Source organism: Amycolatopsis coloradensis, assembly GCF_001953865.1.
GTDB classification, from domain to species: Bacteria; Actinomycetota; Actinomycetes; order Mycobacteriales; family Pseudonocardiaceae; genus Amycolatopsis; species Amycolatopsis coloradensis.
The window spans coordinates 22,158-37,773 of sequence record NZ_MQUQ01000035.1; the positions used below are offsets into that span (position 1 = coordinate 22,158).

The following is a 15,616-nucleotide window of genomic DNA, read 5'->3' on the forward strand; positions in this document are numbered from 1 at the left end:
CCGAACGTTCACCGCTCGGGTCCGGCAGTCAACGGTGTCGTCCTGGCTAGCAGGCATCCCGTAACACTTCGAGCCTTTCTGCGACTTGTTGAGGCGTTCGGCCGATTTGAGGGTGGGTAGTGCGTGAGCGACATCGACGAGATGGAAGACGCGGTCGTGGAGGTTCCGGTCGCGTTGGCGGCTCCTGCGAGTGCCGTGCTGGTGGTTGGTCCTGGCGTGGAGGGGACCGAGTCAGTCGCGGTCTGGCATGTGAGCCCGCAAGGGACACCGGTCGGGGCGTGGATCTACTCATTGGAGCGCCTGCTCGGCTCGCGGGACGATGCCCGTCGCCTCTTGACATTGGTGGAGCGGAGGTCGATCACCGGCGTCGTTCGGAGCGAGCTGGAGGAGGTGCTCGACCGGGTCACCGAGGTTGCCGGGGTCGATGCGGAGAAATGGTGGGCAGCGCAACTCTTTTCGCCGCTTCAGTGTTTCTCGGACATCGTTGATCGTCGCGCGGCATACAACGAGACCGTGTCAGCGGCGAAGCGTGAGCTCAAGAATGTGGCTGATGTGGAGTGGAGCAGTGATTTCATAGCTGAACGCCCGATTGGCTTCGATGACCTGAGGTCGTTGTCGAGGGTCCGTCCTGTTGCCGGGTCGACGGCAGTTGGCTCGGGCGCCTTGACCGTGGTCGGGGTGCTGCGGTGGCTGGTCCGGCAGTGGGGCGAGACCGAAGGAATTAAGAGACGTCGCTATGTCCGAGAGACTCACGGGGATGCCGAGCCGTTGCCGCCGTCCTGGCTCGCGTCGGTGCAAGCCGGCATGACGACGAGGCTTCCGCTATGAGGTCGTTTCGTGGGTTTGCCGTTGTCGATATCGAGACGACGGGGATTCTGCCCGGCTTTCGTCATCGTGTGGCTGAGATCGCGGTCGTCCACGTCGATCTCACAGGGGAGATCACCCACGAGTGGTCGACCCTGGTGAATCCGGACCGTGATCTCGGCCCGCAGGCCATCCACGGTATCCGCGCCGCCGAGGTGCGTCGTGCTCCGAAGTTCGAGCAGGTCGCTGGTGACCTGCTCGAACTCTTCCGTGGGCGTGTCGTGGTCGCGCACAATTTGCCATTCGATTCCATGCACTTGCGCGCTGAATTCGCGCGTCTGGCTGTGGATCTGTCCGGTTACCTGTCCGGCGGTGTGTGCACGATGAGGCTTGCGGGCGCCGTTTTCTCTGGGATGCGACGGTCGCTTGCTGAGTGCTGTAAGGCGGTCGGCGTCGATGGCGTGCGATTCCACACTGCGCTCGGGGATGCCCTAGCTGCAGCCCGATTGTTCGGCCGACTGGTTGCGGGTGCCCCAGGGATAGCGTCGTCGCGGCTGCAGGGGCTGCCGGACGTGCATTGGGATCTACCCGCCATGCCAGGCGCTCTGGTGAAGCCCGTGCGTCGTCAGGCGGCTGCTATTGCCGAGCCGCATTTTCTTGCTCGGCTGGTGGACCGCGTGCCGCGGGAGGGCGATCCCGCGATGGATGCCTACCTTGCCGTGCTGGACGGAGCCCTGCTCGACCGGCAGATCTCGGTATCGGAGGCCGATGCGCTGGTCGAGGTTGCCCTCGACTTCGGCCTACACAAAGCGGAAGTCATCAAGGTCCACCACGCCTACCTGCGCGATCTCGCGCGAGCTGCCTGGGCGGACGGGCGCGTGTCCGTAGAAGAGCGACGAGACCTGGAAGCGGTAGCCGACCTTCTCGGCCTCGATGCCGACGAAGTTGAGCTCGTTCTTCGAGAGGAACAGGCCGCGCCGACACAGCGGCCGCAGGCCCAGGTCGCGGAAGTCAGCATCGGGGGACTCGTCCTACGCCCTGGTGATCGGATCGTCCTGACCGGAGCCATGCGACGTCAACGCAGCGAGCTCAAAGCAGAAGCGGAAGGCCTCGGCCTCCAGGTGGTCAGCTCGGTGAGCAAGAAGACCCGAGTCGTTGCCGCCGCGGATCCCGATTCGTTGTCCGGCAAGGCAAAAGACGCACGTCTTCTGGGAGTACCTGTCGTGGCCGAGGCTGCTTTCATCCGTGCCCTTGAATCAATGAAGGAGTAACCGCCGCTGAGAGCTCGGCACGCGACGGTTGCTAGAATGATGAAATGCCGACTGCGGACCTGCGTGTCTTCCGTTGTGAAAGTGACTACGATGCCAATGGTGAGCTTGTCGTGGTTCGTGCTACCTTGGACAAGCGCCGACCGATCGACGTTTGGGTTCCCAGCCTTCTGAAGGTCAACACTTTGGCTGCCCCGCTGCGACGCAGGATGGCTTACAGGGTTAAGCAACACGAACTCAACCTCGTCCTCAGCTTCTTAAGTATGTCCAAAAGCAAGAATAGTCGTGTGAGGGCACGGGTCGGAGACCTGAAATCCGCTGCGCGTCACATCGGGGCCTTTGTGACCGAATCGGTGGGCATGGGCATGCTAACGGCGACGGTGAGTGACCATTTCCGATGGCCTGGGAACCACGATGACCTTGAGCATTTCGATACTCTGCCCGCCAGGTTTGCAGGAGACTATCACCGGCGGGGAGTGCGTCCAGACCTCTTGTTCCTCGACCCGGCAGTGGGCATATCCAGGATGGCTGGAGAGGCGCGGGGACGATCTACACGACCCCCTAGGAAAATGCGACCGACCGCTGAACAGCGGCGTCGGCTGAATCAGATGCTTGGCTGGTCGGAGCGTCACAACTACCATCCGGTGACGATGGCGTGGACGTGCCTTGGCGGTCCAGCACTGGCTGTTGACCTGTTTGATGTGACGTTGCCTCCCAGCGGTCAGCGAAGGCCGCCTTCGGCGCCCGCTTCGGAGCCGCCACCTGGCTCCCGAGTGCCGGATGCGGAAGTTGAGGGACCTCGTTCTATCGCGACGGCTGGTGACGCTTCAGGCGGCGGAATCGTGGACCCTCAGGGTGAGCGAACGAATGAGAGGCTGGCCGACCGCTCATATCATGCGGTTGACGGAACCGACGAGTCGGGTTTCTCGGGTATGGACTTCGAGATGGGAATGCGCGCCTATGCTCGAAATTTTGTAGATTATCTCTACGAAACGGCGCCGGAAAACGGTCGTCAAGTCCTCGACGACGAGCCCGTTCGAGGTGGCTGGGTGAAGACCGACTTAGTCGGATCGTCGAAGACACATCTGTTTCTTGGAGTTCTTCGCAGTGAACAGCTGGAGGATCGCCAAGACACGCTGCGTCGACGCCGCCTGGAAGGAGGATGGACAGACGACATTCAGGTAGACGTCTTCGGTCGTCTCATCGTCGCTGTGGCGCTAGACAGTGCAACGGCCTCATCTTGGGAGCAAGTGTCAACTCGGCTGGAATGACACTCGGACAGTTCAGCGGAGCCTTGACGTACCCACAAGCTGAGTGCGCACGCTATGGCTGGGCTAGCAGGTGGGTTGTCCGGTCATTGCTGCTAGTACTCCAGCCGCACTTTGTGATGATGGTCGGGTAGTGTGTCGATCTTGTGTTGAGTGATGATGATCTGGCTGCCTGGGTTACCGGTTTGGATGACCTGTTTGCGAAGGTCGCGGGACAGTTTCATCGGGCTGAACCTCGGCGCAGGGCCCGTGCCTATGTGCGTGGCTTGCTTGCGCCGCTGGCCGGCAAGAACGGGTGGACACTGGCCGAGGCTGCCGGGGATATCACCCCGGATGGGATGCAAAGTCTGCTCAACGCGGCGGCCTGGGACGCTGACGGCGTCCGTGATGATGTCCGCGACTACGCGATCAGTCACCTGGGTGAGCGTGACGGTGTGTCGATTGTGGACGAGACCGGATTTCTCAAGAAGGGCACCAAATTTGCTGGGGTGCAACGCCAGTATTCCGGCACTGCCGGACGCGTCGAGAACTGCCAGCTCGGCGTGTTTTGTGCTTATGCCACAAGCAAAGGTCGTACCTTGATCGACCGTGAGCTGAATGTGCCGAAGTCCTGGACCTGCGTCAGGGAACGCTGCCGCGAGGCAGCGGTTCCCGACGAGGTCGAGTTCGCGACCAAACCGTGCTCGCGCAGCGGATGCTCGCCCGTGCTCTGGACGCCGGCGTGCCCGCCACCTGGGTCACCGCCGACTAAGCCTACGGCGGTGACTCGAAATTCCGTCGCTGGCTGGAAGATCAGCGGATCGGCTATGTCGTGGCCGTGCCCAGCAGCCAGACCATCCCCGCGGTGGCCGGCACGTCCCGCGCCGACGCGCTCGTCGCTCACGCACCCGCTGACGCGTGGAAACGCCGAAGCTGCGGAGACGGCGCCAAAGGACCACGGCTGTTCGACTGGGCCGTCGCCGAACTACTCACCTATTCCGACACCACTCCACCCGGCTGGGACCGCTGGTTACTCGCCCGCCGTTCGTCGACCCGCAACAGCAAAGGAAAGTATGAGATCGCCTACTACTTATGTTGCGCCCCAACAGGAACGATCGATCAGGAACTGATTCGGGTCGCTGAAGCACGCTGGGCGATCGAGGACTGCTTCCAGACCGCCAAAACCGACATCGGCCTGGATCAGTGCTAGGTACGCCGCTACGACGCCCTGGTACCGGCACATCACCCTGGCCATGCTCGCCCATACCTACCTGGCCGTCACCGCCGCGATAGCCCCAAAAGCCCTGGTAGCGGCCTCATCCCCATCACACTGGGCGAGGTCAAGCGTCTCCTGGCACACCTGATCACCACCCGCTCGACCACCTCGCGACCTGGGCCTGGTCACACTGGCGCCGACGCCATCAACACCGCGCCCAGCAAGCCCACACCAGCGAAGACAGGCCATTAATCACGAACTGCGGCTGGAGCACTAGCGCTCGCGCGGGCCTGCGGGCTGCACGCAGCAACCATCGCGACCGTCGGTGCTCTCGGTGAAGTCCGCCGCCGCTGCCGAAAGGTCATGATCGACTCGATAAGCTCACCAGTGCAGGTCACTTCCCAGAAGGGATTCGCGCAATCATACCGGAAGTGCCACTGCCTTGTGGTGATTTCAGCGAGCCGTTAACTGGGTGGTCTTTCGTTCAAACTCAAGTGATCCTTCATAAGGGAAGAGAAATTCAGTTCCTCGATTCGAGTAAGGAGAACCTGGTGAACGTGCTGAAGAGATTTATGGTGGGCACTCTGGTGGTGCTTACTTCACTGGTGGGCGCGGGAACGGCGATGGCGGCTCCGCCGACTCCCGCAGAGGTGGGTATCCAAGCCGAAGGTGGAGGTACGACGCTCATCCAGAGCGGGACCGGCTGGCTCAGTGTCCGCTGGTCCGCGCAGAGCAGGCATACCATCTGGTGGGGTGAAGGCGAATTCGTCAGCTCCGGTGGCGTCGGGAACCCGAAAATCGTGGTGACTTTCTTCTACGACAACGGTCAGATCTTCGATGAGAGCAGTAACTCCTGGGGTGGCAGACGAATGGCCGAGAAACACCACCGCGACATCAACCAGAGTGTGGACCGGGCCATCGTTACCGTGTGCGCTGCCCTGTTCGAAGGATCGACCTACCTGAATCGGGCTTGCGCGCCGATCACGGCATGAGCTGCCGCTTCCGGTAGATGATCGCTTGTTCGGCCCGATCACATTGCCGTCGGCTCGTCGGACGGCCCCAGTCCCAGCCGCTGCCAATGCGCGGTGGTCTCGCCAAGGATTCCAGAGCGCATCGGGCCCGATGCGCTCTGGACCCTTTCACTCAGGTTTAGGTGGTCTTCGATCCGGCCGTGGTCGGCGATGGCGCAAGCTGCTCCGCCGCGCTCCTTGCGACAGAGGACGGCGAATCAGCCCAGCTCTGTGCGCGCGCCATCGGCGACTCGGGTTTCACCTGTCGTTGTCGGAGGATAGCGAGCCTGTCTTTTCGGCTCGGCCCACCACCTTCTTGACGAACTCGATCGAACCGCAGTCCCGGCGAGCACCGCGGTCGTGTGCCCATGGCGACCTGCACTGGTGCAACCTGACCACCCCGACGTTGTGGATGCTGGATTGGGAGCATTGGGGATGGGCGCCGCGCGGCTACGACGCCGCGGTTCTGTACTGTGCCAGCGTTCTGCGACCAGATGCCGCGCGCCGGCTGTCCGATGAGCATCTCGACTACCGCCCCGAGCACCACGGCACTCGCCGGATCAGCCTGGGCCCGATCCGGCACCGTGGCCGCCGAGGACCTGCTGACCTCCTCGCCGCAGCGCGTCACGGACCCGTAAGGGTTCGACCGGCTCCTGTGGGCCCCGACGGCCACCAGGAGATTCGAGCTGATCGGGCGTAAGGACGCCGCCACGGGACGAGGTCACTCCCCGCGCGATCAACCGCCTCCTCGGCCCGGCCCACCACCAGGTCACCGGCACGGGCGCGGACGGCCGGATGGCAGCGAGCGGATCGACGTGCTCGCGGTCGATGCCGTCACTCGCCAGTACCTGCCCGCCGTGATCCTTGGGTTCGCCGCCACCGGTTTCGACGACGTGCGCCTGACCGTCGCGGTCGACGACATCGTCAGCACACCACACGACCAGGCGCTGGCCGAAGCCGGCGGTACCGCCGCCATGAAGATCAGGGTCGAACCCTCGGTCGGGGAACCCGCGCTGCCGCCGCAACTGGCCGCCCAGCGCGCGCCCCACGACACCGTCCGCGGCCTGCAACGGCGCGCCGACACCACTCCAGCGGTGACCGAACCCGGCACCGTCCTCGCAGCCGATGACGAGGACGCCGCCGCCGCGCGCGCGGAATTGGCCGCGCTCACCGTGCGCAGCGTCCCCTCTTCGAACACCCAGAACTACTCGCCACCGCCGTGGCCAGTGCACGCCGCCGGTTCCTGCTCGTCGCCCCGGTCCTGCGCGCGGCGGTCGTCACCGACGGCCTGATCGCCCAGTTGGAGATGATGCTCCGCCGACGGGACTTGGTCGCCCGGATCGCCTACGGGCTCGGCCACCCCGATCGCGATCACGACGCCGACGCGCTCGAGCGGCTCACTTGTCTCGCCGACGCCCACGTCAACCTGAGTTTGGTGCGCGCGCACGACCTGATCTTCGACGACACGTGGGCGAACACCGGTTTCGACTGGCTGTCCTTCGGCGGCCCGGACCGGGTGTACCGAAGGGAAGAAGGCACCCTCATACGCTCCGCCGCGGTCGACGACCGCTACGCCCACTGTGCGTCCGAGCTCGAACTCGCGTTCATCACGTAGCCACAGTCAAGTGTTCCTGGGCCGGTCACGACCTGCCCGATGCACGGAGCCGAGCCGCCTTGCCGATCGGCTATGCCACTTCGGCGACCGCGACTCGCCGCCCCGACGGCTCAGCCACTCAGCAAGACCTCGCCGCGCGGTGAAACGTGGTGGAGTGCGAAGCCGTGGTCCCGGACCGTGGTGATGAGCCCAGCGTTCCGCAGCACCGACGTGTGCTGGCTGATCCCGGCGACGGAGATCCCGACCGACCGCGCGAGATCCGACGTGGTGACGGGCGCGTCCGTAGCGATGGCGTGCAGGATTTGTGCCCGGGTCCTGCCCAGCAAAGCGGCGAGCGACCGGCTGAGACGCGTGGAACCGCCGATGGCGAGAGCGTCGAATTCCCGGTCGACGGGATAGACGAGCACGGGTCGTTCGTTCTGCCGCAGCAGGGTGATGGGCCTTGGCCCGCAGAAGAACGAGGGCACCAGGGTCAAGCCCCGCCCTTCCAGGTGGACGTCCTGGTCGACCGGATAGCCGACTTCCAGCACCCCGCCGTCCCAGCGGATATCGGGATGCAAGGCTGTGAGCATGGCTCCGGCGCCCTCACCGATCGCGGTCGCGGCCCTTCTCTCGCGATCCGCGCCTGCCATTCGCCGGATGACGTCCCAGAAGGGGTCGATTGCGGCTGCGTGGTAGGCCTTCAACGCGTCGCGCAGCCGATGCAGTGCCTCGCGCCTGCCGTCGGCCAGGTCAGTCGTCCAGGCTGTCGGACGTGTTTGGGTCGCCAGGAGCGAAAGGTCGGCCCGGAGGCTGGTCCGCGAGGTGGCCAGCAGCTGGTCCAGACCTGTTTCGAAGTCGGCTTCGCCCGCGGTCGGGGTCAAGAAGTCCGGCGAGTAGCCCAGCGGCCGCGCCAAGGGCCAGAGCAGGGCGGCCGACGGCGCTAGTTTGCCGCGCACCGCCGTGCGCCAGGCACGAAGCGCGCCACTGATTCCGACCGTTTGCGCCGCGTGCACGCTCAGCAGAAGTTCCCACAGCGGATCAGGGGCGACAGAAACCCGCAATCCGAGCACGTCGGCCGCCGAAAAGTGAATGCGCAACACAAGACCCCCTCTGTTCGCCGGTCCAGCCTAGGCACGACACCGATCCCGGGACCTGGCGCGATCCTTGAGCCGCGTCACCGCCTTGACCAGGCAAAAGAGGCGCAGACCGGCAGAGTTCGTTCTCGACCGGCGAAACAGGGGGAAATTCGTCGACCGGACACGGTATTTTTGTGACAGGTCGGCAAAAGAACGAACGCTGGGGGCGTCATGACCTTGGGTAAAGCGCTGCGCGCCTACCGAGCACGGAACGGAATCACCCAGAACGAATTGGCCCTTCGCGCGGGTCTGAGCGTGCGCACCCTGCGGGACATCGAACGGGAGTCGAGCCCCCGGCCGCATCCCAGGTCGGTCCGGAAGCTCGTCGAGGTCACCGGGCTTTCCGCCGTCGAGATCACCTCCGGCACGGCGCTGCGGATCGACGTGCTCGGCCCGATGATCGTTCGGGACGGCGGACGCCGGATCGACATCGGCGCCCCGAAGCTGAGGCGTCTGCTCGGCCTGCTGGCCCTGCGGGCGAATGAGCCGGTGGCACAGTCGGACATCGTCGATTTCGTGTGGGTCGAGGACATCCCCGCCACCTACCGGGATCTCGTCCACACCTATGTGTCCCGGATTCGGCGGCTGCTGCGGACGAACGGCTCGACCGCACAGCTGCGCAGGATCGGCACCGGATACCAGCTCACCGTGACGGCCGGGCAATGCGACGCCCTGGAATTCACCGTCCTGGCGACCGACGCGGCGGCCCAGCACGAGGCGGGGCGGCTCTGGACGGCCGAGGAAGTGTACGAGAAAGCGCTCACGTTGTGGCGAGGCCCGGTGCTGGCCGACTTCGGGCCGGAGGCCCATCAGCATCCGGCCGTCGTCGCGCTGACGCAACGATGGATGACCGTCGTTCTCACCTACGCGGATCTCGCCTTCGCGCGCGGCCGCCATCAGGACGCCTTGCCACGACTGCGAAAGGTCACCGAGGTTGAACCCCTGCACGAGGGCGCCAACGCGCGGATCGTGCTCGCGCTCGCCGCCACCGGGCAGCGACAGGCCGCCATCCGTCTGTTCCACGAGATCAGCGGTCGACTCCGTGAGTTCTTCGGTGTCGACCCCGGATCCGAACTGCGTGCGGCGTATCGGCGCTGTCTCGGGCCCGACCGGGCGACGCCGAGCCGGGACGAGAACCCCCGGGCACCGGCACAGCTACCGCCTGACAGCACCGCCTTCTTGGGCCGCGCTCGGCAACTGGCGGAACTCGACGCCTTTCTGAACGTCGCCGACGGCTCGCGGCGCACCGCGAGGGTCATCGTCCTCACCGGCTCCGCGGGTGTCGGGAAGACCGCGCTCGCGGTCCACTGGGCCCACCGGGTCAGTCACCGGTTCCCTGACGGGCAGCTGTACTACGACCTGCATGGCTTTTCCGGCACCGTGGCCCGGAGCGCGGGCGACGCGCTGACAGCGTTCCTCACCGGGCTCGGCGTCAAATCCACCTCGGTCCCGCACGATGTCGAAGCACGCGCGGCCATGCTGCGTTCCGTGCTCGCCGACCGCGAGGTGCTGCTCGTGCTGGACAACGTGACCGGGCCGGAACAGGTCCTGCCCATCCTGCCCGCCAATCCGCGCAGCGCGGTAGCGGTGACCAGCCGCAATGACCTGTCCGCGCTCGGCCTGCGCACCGACGCCCGGTTCATCGAATTGGACGTACTCGGCGACCGCGAAGCCGTCACTTTGCTCGCTCGCTTGCTGGGCCGGAGTCCGGCCACCCCGGCACTGGCCGAATTGAGTGATCTGTGCGCACGTCTGCCGCTGGCGTTGAGGATCGCAGCGGCGAACCTCGCGCGTGGAGCCTCCTACGGGGGCCTCGATGACTATGTGACCGCACTCCGCGAAGGCAACCGGCTCGCCGGGCTGACACTCGGCCGCAACGGTGGTGTGGCGGTGCAAGCGGCGTTCGACCTCTCCTACGCCACCCTGGGTCCGGGGTCCGCTCGCCTGTTCCGCCTGCTTGGTCTCGTCCCCTCGGCCGATGTGAGCATCGCGGCTCTGGCGGCGCTGGCGGGCCTCACCGTCGAACACACAATGGACCTCGTCGACCAGCTCGTCGGAGCGCATCTCCTCCAGCCTCGGGTCTCCGACCGCTACCAGGTCCACGACCTCCTCCGCCTGTACGCGGCCCAGCTTTGCTCCGAAGTGGACAGTGCGAGTGATCGGTCCCTCGCCGGACAGCGGCTCTCCGAGCACTACCTGCACGCGGCAAAGGCGATGACCGACCGGGCCTACCCGGGCATGTTGCGGTTGTGCTCCTTACCCGAAACACGCTGCCGCGCCGAGGAAATCGCCGTCGCGCCGGCGGACTGGCTCGCGGCCGAACGCGGAAACCTGGCGGCTTCGGTCCTGCACGCCGCCGAACACGGCCCACGGGAACTCTCTTGGCAGCTCACCGATGTCCTCCGCGGTTACCTGTGGCGCAACTACGATGTCGCCACCTGGCGCTCGATGGCCGAGGCGGCGTTGACGGCCGCCCAGCGAGAAGGGAACGAGTCCGCGGAAGCGGCCATGCACTACAGCCTCGGGGCCGCCCACCGGTCTTGCGGACATGATCCCCTCGCGGCGAAAAGACATCTTCGTCGCGCGGAACGCATGTTCCGGGATTTGGGCATGCCCGCCGGACAGGCCGCGGCCCTCGATTGCCTCGGCACGGTCCTGCACCAAACCGGGAGATCCCGGCGAGCGCTCACCGTCCTGGGACAGTCCGTCGAGCTGTGCCGTCGGGCCGGGTTCACGGTCGGACTGGCCAAGGCGTTGTGCACCCTGGGATTCGTCGCCGCGGACCTCGGACTGGCCGAGTTCGCGCGGGAAAGCCTTCTCGAAGCACTGGCGTTGAACGAGGAACTGGACGACCAGCACCTCGAAGCTTCGGCACTGCACAATTTGAGCCGGGTCCATCACCACGCGAGCCGCTACGACGAGGCCATGGACGGCTTCCACCGGGCACTGGCGATTCGCATCGAGATCGGCGACCTCGAAGGAAGAGCGGCGACCCTTCGCGCCATCGGCCACCTGTCGGATTCGGCGGGTGAAGACGCGACGGCCCAGAGGTACTGGCACGAGGCTCTCGCCGTGTTCGACCGGATCGGTCACCCCGCCGCCACGAGCATCCGGTCCCTGCTGCGCGGTCGCGGCCTCGGTTCGCCACCGGCTTTCGCCCGAGCCGCAAGCTCTTTAGCGAGACCTTAACCGCCTTGTCCGGGGTATCGCCTTCGTGGACTACTGATCTCGTTCTTCTGACGTTCACGAAGGAGCAGAAGTGAAGAAGCTGAGCATGACCGCGCCGGCGTTCGCCGCGGTGGCGACGGCGGCGACGGCCTTCGCCCCCACCGCGAGCGCCGCACCACGGCCGGAACTCTGCGTGCACACGGCGTCGAACTACGGCGGTTCCACGACCTGCAGCAACGGGTGGAGCGGCATCAGCATCGGGAACTATCGCATCCGCAGCTGGTCCAACACCACCGACAAGGTGTGGTGCCTGGAGAGCGACCGCGGCACCTGGCGCGCCTATCCCGGCTATGAACCCTACGCCGACTACGGCGAGGCCCGATTCCACGCCGCCCGCGAATGCTGACGATCGGGATCGCGCAAAGCCAGCGCGAACATTGACTTCCGAGCCTGACTGGGTCAGGCCAGATTCTGGGGAGATTACGTGCGTAGAACACTAGGCAGGATTTCGGCCACGATCGCATCGGTGGTCGCCGCGTTCGCGCTCTTGCCCGCCGGGCAAGCCGTCGCCGACGCCAAGCAGTGCATCAAGGCCCCTGGGCCGGGGACTTATAATGAGGCCTGCATGTACATCTATGGCAACAGCACCTGGGTCGACAAGGTCGAGGTGTGGTTGTCGGCTACCCATGTCATGCCTCCGATCATCTACCCTGCGGACATCTGCCGGAGCAAGCTGGACGTCTGGGGCCGGTCAAGTGCCTCTGGGCACTGGGAGCAGACGTACACCCATCAGGGCTGCCACACGGGTACGCAGGGCGCGCTGTTCACCGCGGAGAAGAACGCGGTGAGCGGTTCCTACGTATGCAGCCGGACGACCTGGGACGGCAAGGCTTCCGACACCAACTGTTTCCAGATCTGGCTCTAGTCACCACGCTGGGTGGGAAGGATGAGTATCTTGAACAAGCTTCGTCATGGTGCTGCTCTCGCCGCGATAGGTCTGGCGGCCGCGATCGGGACGACCGGCACCGCGCAGGCGGCCTCAACGCTTGTCGCCGAGCGATACTGTGCCGCGGCGGCCTGGTGTGACGTCGGCTTCTACAGCTACGGCGGCCCCCTGGTGATCGAGTTCGATGTCTCGGGCGGGGCCAATGTGGCGATCAAGTCCTACATCAGCTCATCGGATTGCTTCCGGCGCGGGATGGTGAACGACGCACCACTGAGCTGGGCCTGCCAGTCGCCTGGTTATGGCGACCGATTCGCCCTCGTCGGCCTCGAGGACGAGAACGGCCCATGGCAGAGTATGTACATCAAGGTCTACCGGGTCTGACGTTTCTCAAGGAACGAACTTCCGGTTCTCTCGAAGGGCGGACGGTCACAGTGACCGTCCGCCCTTCGTCCTGGTGCAGGATCCGATCGAGGCTGGATCGATGACCGTTCCACGCACTTCCCGGTCACCACGACTACGCCCTCGCCGACCTCGACGCTCCCAGCAACACCAGAGAAGCAGGGATGGCAAGGCGACTTCGTTTCATGACGGCTCCGTTCCGCCCCCGGGGTGGCGCGGTCGTCGGCCTCGGTCTTCGATCACGGACGCGCCATGTCGTTGGGGCTGTCCACGTCAGGAACCATTCCCTGGAGTGACCCACGTCACTCAACGTAGGAGTCGCATCCGTTCGGCGCAGCGTTACGCGGCGTTCGCTCACCGCTGACTTCACGCCGTGGTCTCGCAACCGCCGACACATTGACTCGTATGCAGAGGCGAGCTGTCAGGTTTCCGTGGGAAGAGCAACGGAGAATGAAGAGCCGATGTGCCCGATCACTCGCGCTAGGTGAGCCGCTCTCGCGGCATACTGTCTCACTCACCTGACTGGCGAGGGCGGCGCGTCTCGCATCGGCTGGCCGTCGTATACCGCACCAAAAACGACAATGTCGGACCGGATCGAACCTTGGTCAGTGAATATGCCGCGGTTACCTGTGTTCCAGCGGGGAACACTCAGTGGTATGAGCTCTGTGATCACTCCGATGTTTCGCTCATTGGCCGCGCTCAGGCGCGCGCGTGCCGTTCATCCTCGTGGTGTGGTGCTGGCGGGTGAGGTTGTCTCGGTGTCGACCGGATCCCTACCACTTCAGCCCGGTCCCGTCCTGGCCAGGTTGTCGAAAGGCGCTGGGACGCCGGGCGCCCTCCCTGACGCGCTGGGGCTCGCCCTGAGGTTCGGCGCTTCGTCCGCGTACTGGGACCTCTTGCTCACCACCTCGATGGGAGGCCGCCGCATCGGGCGGATGCTGCCTTGGCCCCTGCGCACCTGGAACAGTGATCGATACTGCAGCCTCATGGCCTATCGCGTCGACGACCGCACTCTCTGGTTCGGTGCGGAGGTGGCCGGTTTGCCTGCGGATCGCGCTTCGGTCGCCGACGTGGCCCGGTCGGTGAACGTCGGCCCGTTGCGACTACGACTGAAGGTGGCTGTGGCTGGAGCGCCGTGGCGCCCTGCCGCCGAGATCGTCCTGTCGCGCATCAATGCCGAAGAACCGGCTATCGCTTTCGACCCGGTCGCGGCCCAACCTCCCGGCTTGCGTCTCACGCCGTCGTGGCTCGTGTCGATGCGAGCGGCCGCTTACTCGGGCAGTCGCGAGGGAAGACTGGCTTCCTCGTGACGCTCAATCCCTCGTGTGGCGGCCGGCGAACAGCCGCCTTTTCGACCGATGCGGATGGCGTGGTACAGCCAGATCAGCACCACGGAGCGCGTCGTGGTCGGACTGCGGCGGCATCGGGTTCCCTTCTTTTCCGGTCAAGGCGTCGTGGGGAAGGGCGAGTGGCAGGGTCTTGAAGGACGGCGCCGTCGATGTCGAAACGGTGCCGTAAGCAGGCTAGGTGGTACACCATAAGCAGGCCGCGTGCACGCACCGCTGTGGTTGCGAGGGCGGGAACGTCGACTTCGCGATCGCCGATCAGGCTCGGTCGAGTTGACTGACCAGCCGCAGGGGCCATCGGCGGGTGTGGCTTTGTCCAGTTCGCCGGACACTGTGACGATCAGAAGATCGGTATCGGGGTGTTTCCCTGACGCGGTGCGGTCGTACAGTAAGGCTAATGCGGCGGTGTCACCTTGCCCCGGTTGCCGCCGGTTTCGGTCATCATGGCGGCTCCCACGTGGGCGGACGGTCTTGTGCCGTTGGGACTGGGTAGCCCAGGTGATCACGGGTTACTGTGACCGGTTCGGTGTCCGCCGAAAGTTCGGTGACGGCGATACCGAGTCCGGCGAGTACGTCCATGGCGTGCGGTGCGACACCGTCACCGCAGACCTTGTCGCGGGGGAAGTCGGCGGTGTCCAGCATCAGTACGCGTGCGGTGGGGGCAGCCCGCAAGGCCGCGGTCGCCGCCGACGACCCGGCTGGACCGGCGCCGACGATCACGAGGTCCCAGTCCTCCGTGGCGTTCATCAGTGCGCGAGCTGGTCGACGACGGCGGCGAACAGCCGCGGTGCCCGGGCGGCGACCGGCACGATCCGCGGCGAGAGCGCCGGTCGCCCGCGTGCCCACAGCAGGGTTTCGGTCAACCACCGTGACCGCCGCGTGGTCCGTTTCCATGCGCGGTCGTAGTCGGCGGGACGATCCGCGCGCAGGCAGCGGACGAGTTCGGCCGCGGTGGCCAGTACCACCGCGAGACCTTCGCCGGTGAGGGCGTCGATGTAACCGGCCGCGTCCCCGACGAGCAGGACGCGCCCCGCGACCCGGCCCGACGCCCGTTGCCGGAGCGGGCCCGCGCCCCGGACCGACGACACCGGTTCCGCCCCGGCTAGTCATGCCGCGAGGTGAGGGGAAGGCGGTGAGTTGGTCGGTGAGCCCGCCGCGGAAAAGGTCATTCCCCTTGACGCGCCGAACCCGACGGGCTGGACCTCATGCTGGCCTGGCGGGCGCGCTCACACAGATTCGCCACCCGCCGGGCAAGAGGGACGCACGCGGGGCGGGGCCGCGCGACGAGCGGGAATCGGCGATCACCAACGATCCCGGCATCGTAGGCGGGTTCGGCGACGACGGGCTGTTCATCACCAAGATGCTCGGCGCGGTGTCGATCGGCGAAGCCGGGGTCCGCGAGTTCGCCCACACCGAACCAGTGGACACCACCACCCCAGAGGACCTGCGCGACGTCGCGCTCACCGCACACCAGTACCA

The 15,616-nt window shown here is 65.7% G+C and carries 16 protein-coding genes and 1 pseudogene; 14 read left to right on the forward strand and 3 right to left on the reverse strand.

The window, feature by feature from the left end:
• Positions 1-123: 123 nt before the first annotated feature.
• From BS329_RS39450 to BS329_RS39475, 8 genes and pseudogenes are all read left to right on the forward strand, one after another.
• Positions 124-828 (forward strand): DUF6218 family protein, encoded by a 705-nt coding sequence (locus BS329_RS39450; RefSeq protein ID WP_076168449.1) that lies wholly within the window; start codon positions 124-126, stop codon positions 826-828.
• On the forward strand, positions 825-2,075 hold the full coding sequence (locus BS329_RS39455; RefSeq protein WP_076168450.1) for a 3'-5' exonuclease: 1,251 nt from the start codon (positions 825-827) through the stop codon (positions 2,073-2,075). Before BS329_RS39450 ends, BS329_RS39455 begins: the two co-directional genes overlap by 4 nt.
• 44 nt (positions 2,076-2,119) lie before the next feature.
• Positions 2,120-3,343 (forward strand): hypothetical protein, encoded by a 1,224-nt coding sequence (locus tag BS329_RS43170; RefSeq protein WP_143253418.1) that lies wholly within the window; start codon positions 2,120-2,122, stop codon positions 3,341-3,343.
• Between the two features lie 146 nt (positions 3,344-3,489).
• A pseudogene (locus BS329_RS39460) lies at positions 3,490-4,683 on the forward strand (IS701 family transposase).
• Positions 4,684-5,086: 403 nt separating this feature from the next.
• Positions 5,087-5,527: a hypothetical protein gene (locus BS329_RS39465; protein WP_143253419.1), complete on the forward strand. Its 441-nt coding sequence runs from the start codon at positions 5,087-5,089 to the stop codon at positions 5,525-5,527.
• 533 nt (positions 5,528-6,060) lie between these two features.
• Positions 6,061-6,183, forward strand: coding sequence for a hypothetical protein (locus tag BS329_RS45330; RefSeq protein ID WP_279628255.1), 123 nt, complete (start codon positions 6,061-6,063; stop codon positions 6,181-6,183).
• A gap of 177 nt (positions 6,184-6,360) precedes the next feature.
• The gene (locus BS329_RS39470; protein WP_076168454.1) at positions 6,361-6,837 is read left to right on the forward strand and encodes a hypothetical protein; all 477 of its coding nucleotides are present in this window, start codon (positions 6,361-6,363) and stop codon (positions 6,835-6,837) included.
• Entirely contained in the window at positions 6,765-7,160 is a 396-nt protein-coding gene (locus tag BS329_RS39475; RefSeq protein ID WP_076168455.1) for a hypothetical protein, read from the forward strand. The genes BS329_RS39470 and BS329_RS39475 overlap by 73 nt, the downstream gene beginning before the upstream one ends.
• Positions 7,161-7,270: 110 nt before the next feature.
• On the opposite strand, the gene BS329_RS39480 is transcribed toward BS329_RS39475, so the two are convergent.
• Complete coding sequence (locus BS329_RS39480) at positions 7,271-8,242, reverse strand: ArsR family transcriptional regulator (protein ID WP_076168457.1); 972 nt, start codon at positions 8,240-8,242, stop codon at positions 7,271-7,273.
• 207 nt (positions 8,243-8,449) lie between these two features.
• Between BS329_RS39480 and BS329_RS39485 the strand changes: the two genes are divergently transcribed.
• The 5 genes from BS329_RS39485 to BS329_RS39505 all read left to right on the forward strand — a co-directional run bounded on the left by BS329_RS39485 (position 8,450) and on the right by BS329_RS39505 (position 14,101).
• Positions 8,450-11,467, forward strand: coding sequence for a BTAD domain-containing putative transcriptional regulator (locus BS329_RS39485; RefSeq protein WP_076168459.1), 3,018 nt, complete (start codon positions 8,450-8,452; stop codon positions 11,465-11,467).
• Positions 11,468-11,537: 70 nt separating this feature from the next.
• Positions 11,538-11,852 (forward strand): peptidase inhibitor family I36 protein, encoded by a 315-nt coding sequence (locus BS329_RS39490; protein WP_076168461.1) that lies wholly within the window; start codon positions 11,538-11,540, stop codon positions 11,850-11,852.
• Between the two features lie 78 nt (positions 11,853-11,930).
• Entirely contained in the window at positions 11,931-12,371 is a 441-nt protein-coding gene (locus BS329_RS39495; protein ID WP_143253421.1) for a hypothetical protein, read from the forward strand.
• 30 nt (positions 12,372-12,401) lie between these two features.
• Positions 12,402-12,773, forward strand: a complete 372-nt coding sequence (locus tag BS329_RS39500; RefSeq protein ID WP_143253422.1) for a hypothetical protein — start codon at positions 12,402-12,404, stop codon at positions 12,771-12,773.
• A 749-nt stretch (positions 12,774-13,522) separates the two neighbouring features.
• A complete protein-coding gene (locus BS329_RS39505; protein ID WP_084750793.1) occupies positions 13,523-14,101 on the forward strand; it encodes a hypothetical protein in 579 nt (192 codons plus the stop codon).
• 477 nt (positions 14,102-14,578) lie between these two features.
• Here BS329_RS39505 and BS329_RS44265 read toward each other — a convergent pair whose 3' ends face one another.
• Complete coding sequence (locus tag BS329_RS44265) at positions 14,579-14,884, reverse strand: tryptophan 7-halogenase (RefSeq protein WP_076168468.1); 306 nt, start codon at positions 14,882-14,884, stop codon at positions 14,579-14,581.
• On the reverse strand, positions 14,884-15,225 hold the full coding sequence (locus BS329_RS39515; protein WP_076168469.1) for an NAD(P)/FAD-dependent oxidoreductase: 342 nt from the start codon (positions 15,223-15,225) through the stop codon (positions 14,884-14,886). The genes BS329_RS44265 and BS329_RS39515 overlap by 1 nt, the downstream gene beginning before the upstream one ends.
• A gap of 86 nt (positions 15,226-15,311) precedes the next feature.
• On the opposite strand from BS329_RS39515, the gene BS329_RS43685 reads away from it, so the two are divergent.
• Positions 15,312-15,616, forward strand: a 305-nt coding sequence (locus BS329_RS43685; protein WP_208619366.1) for a hypothetical protein, incomplete at its 3' end; no start/stop codon positions are given.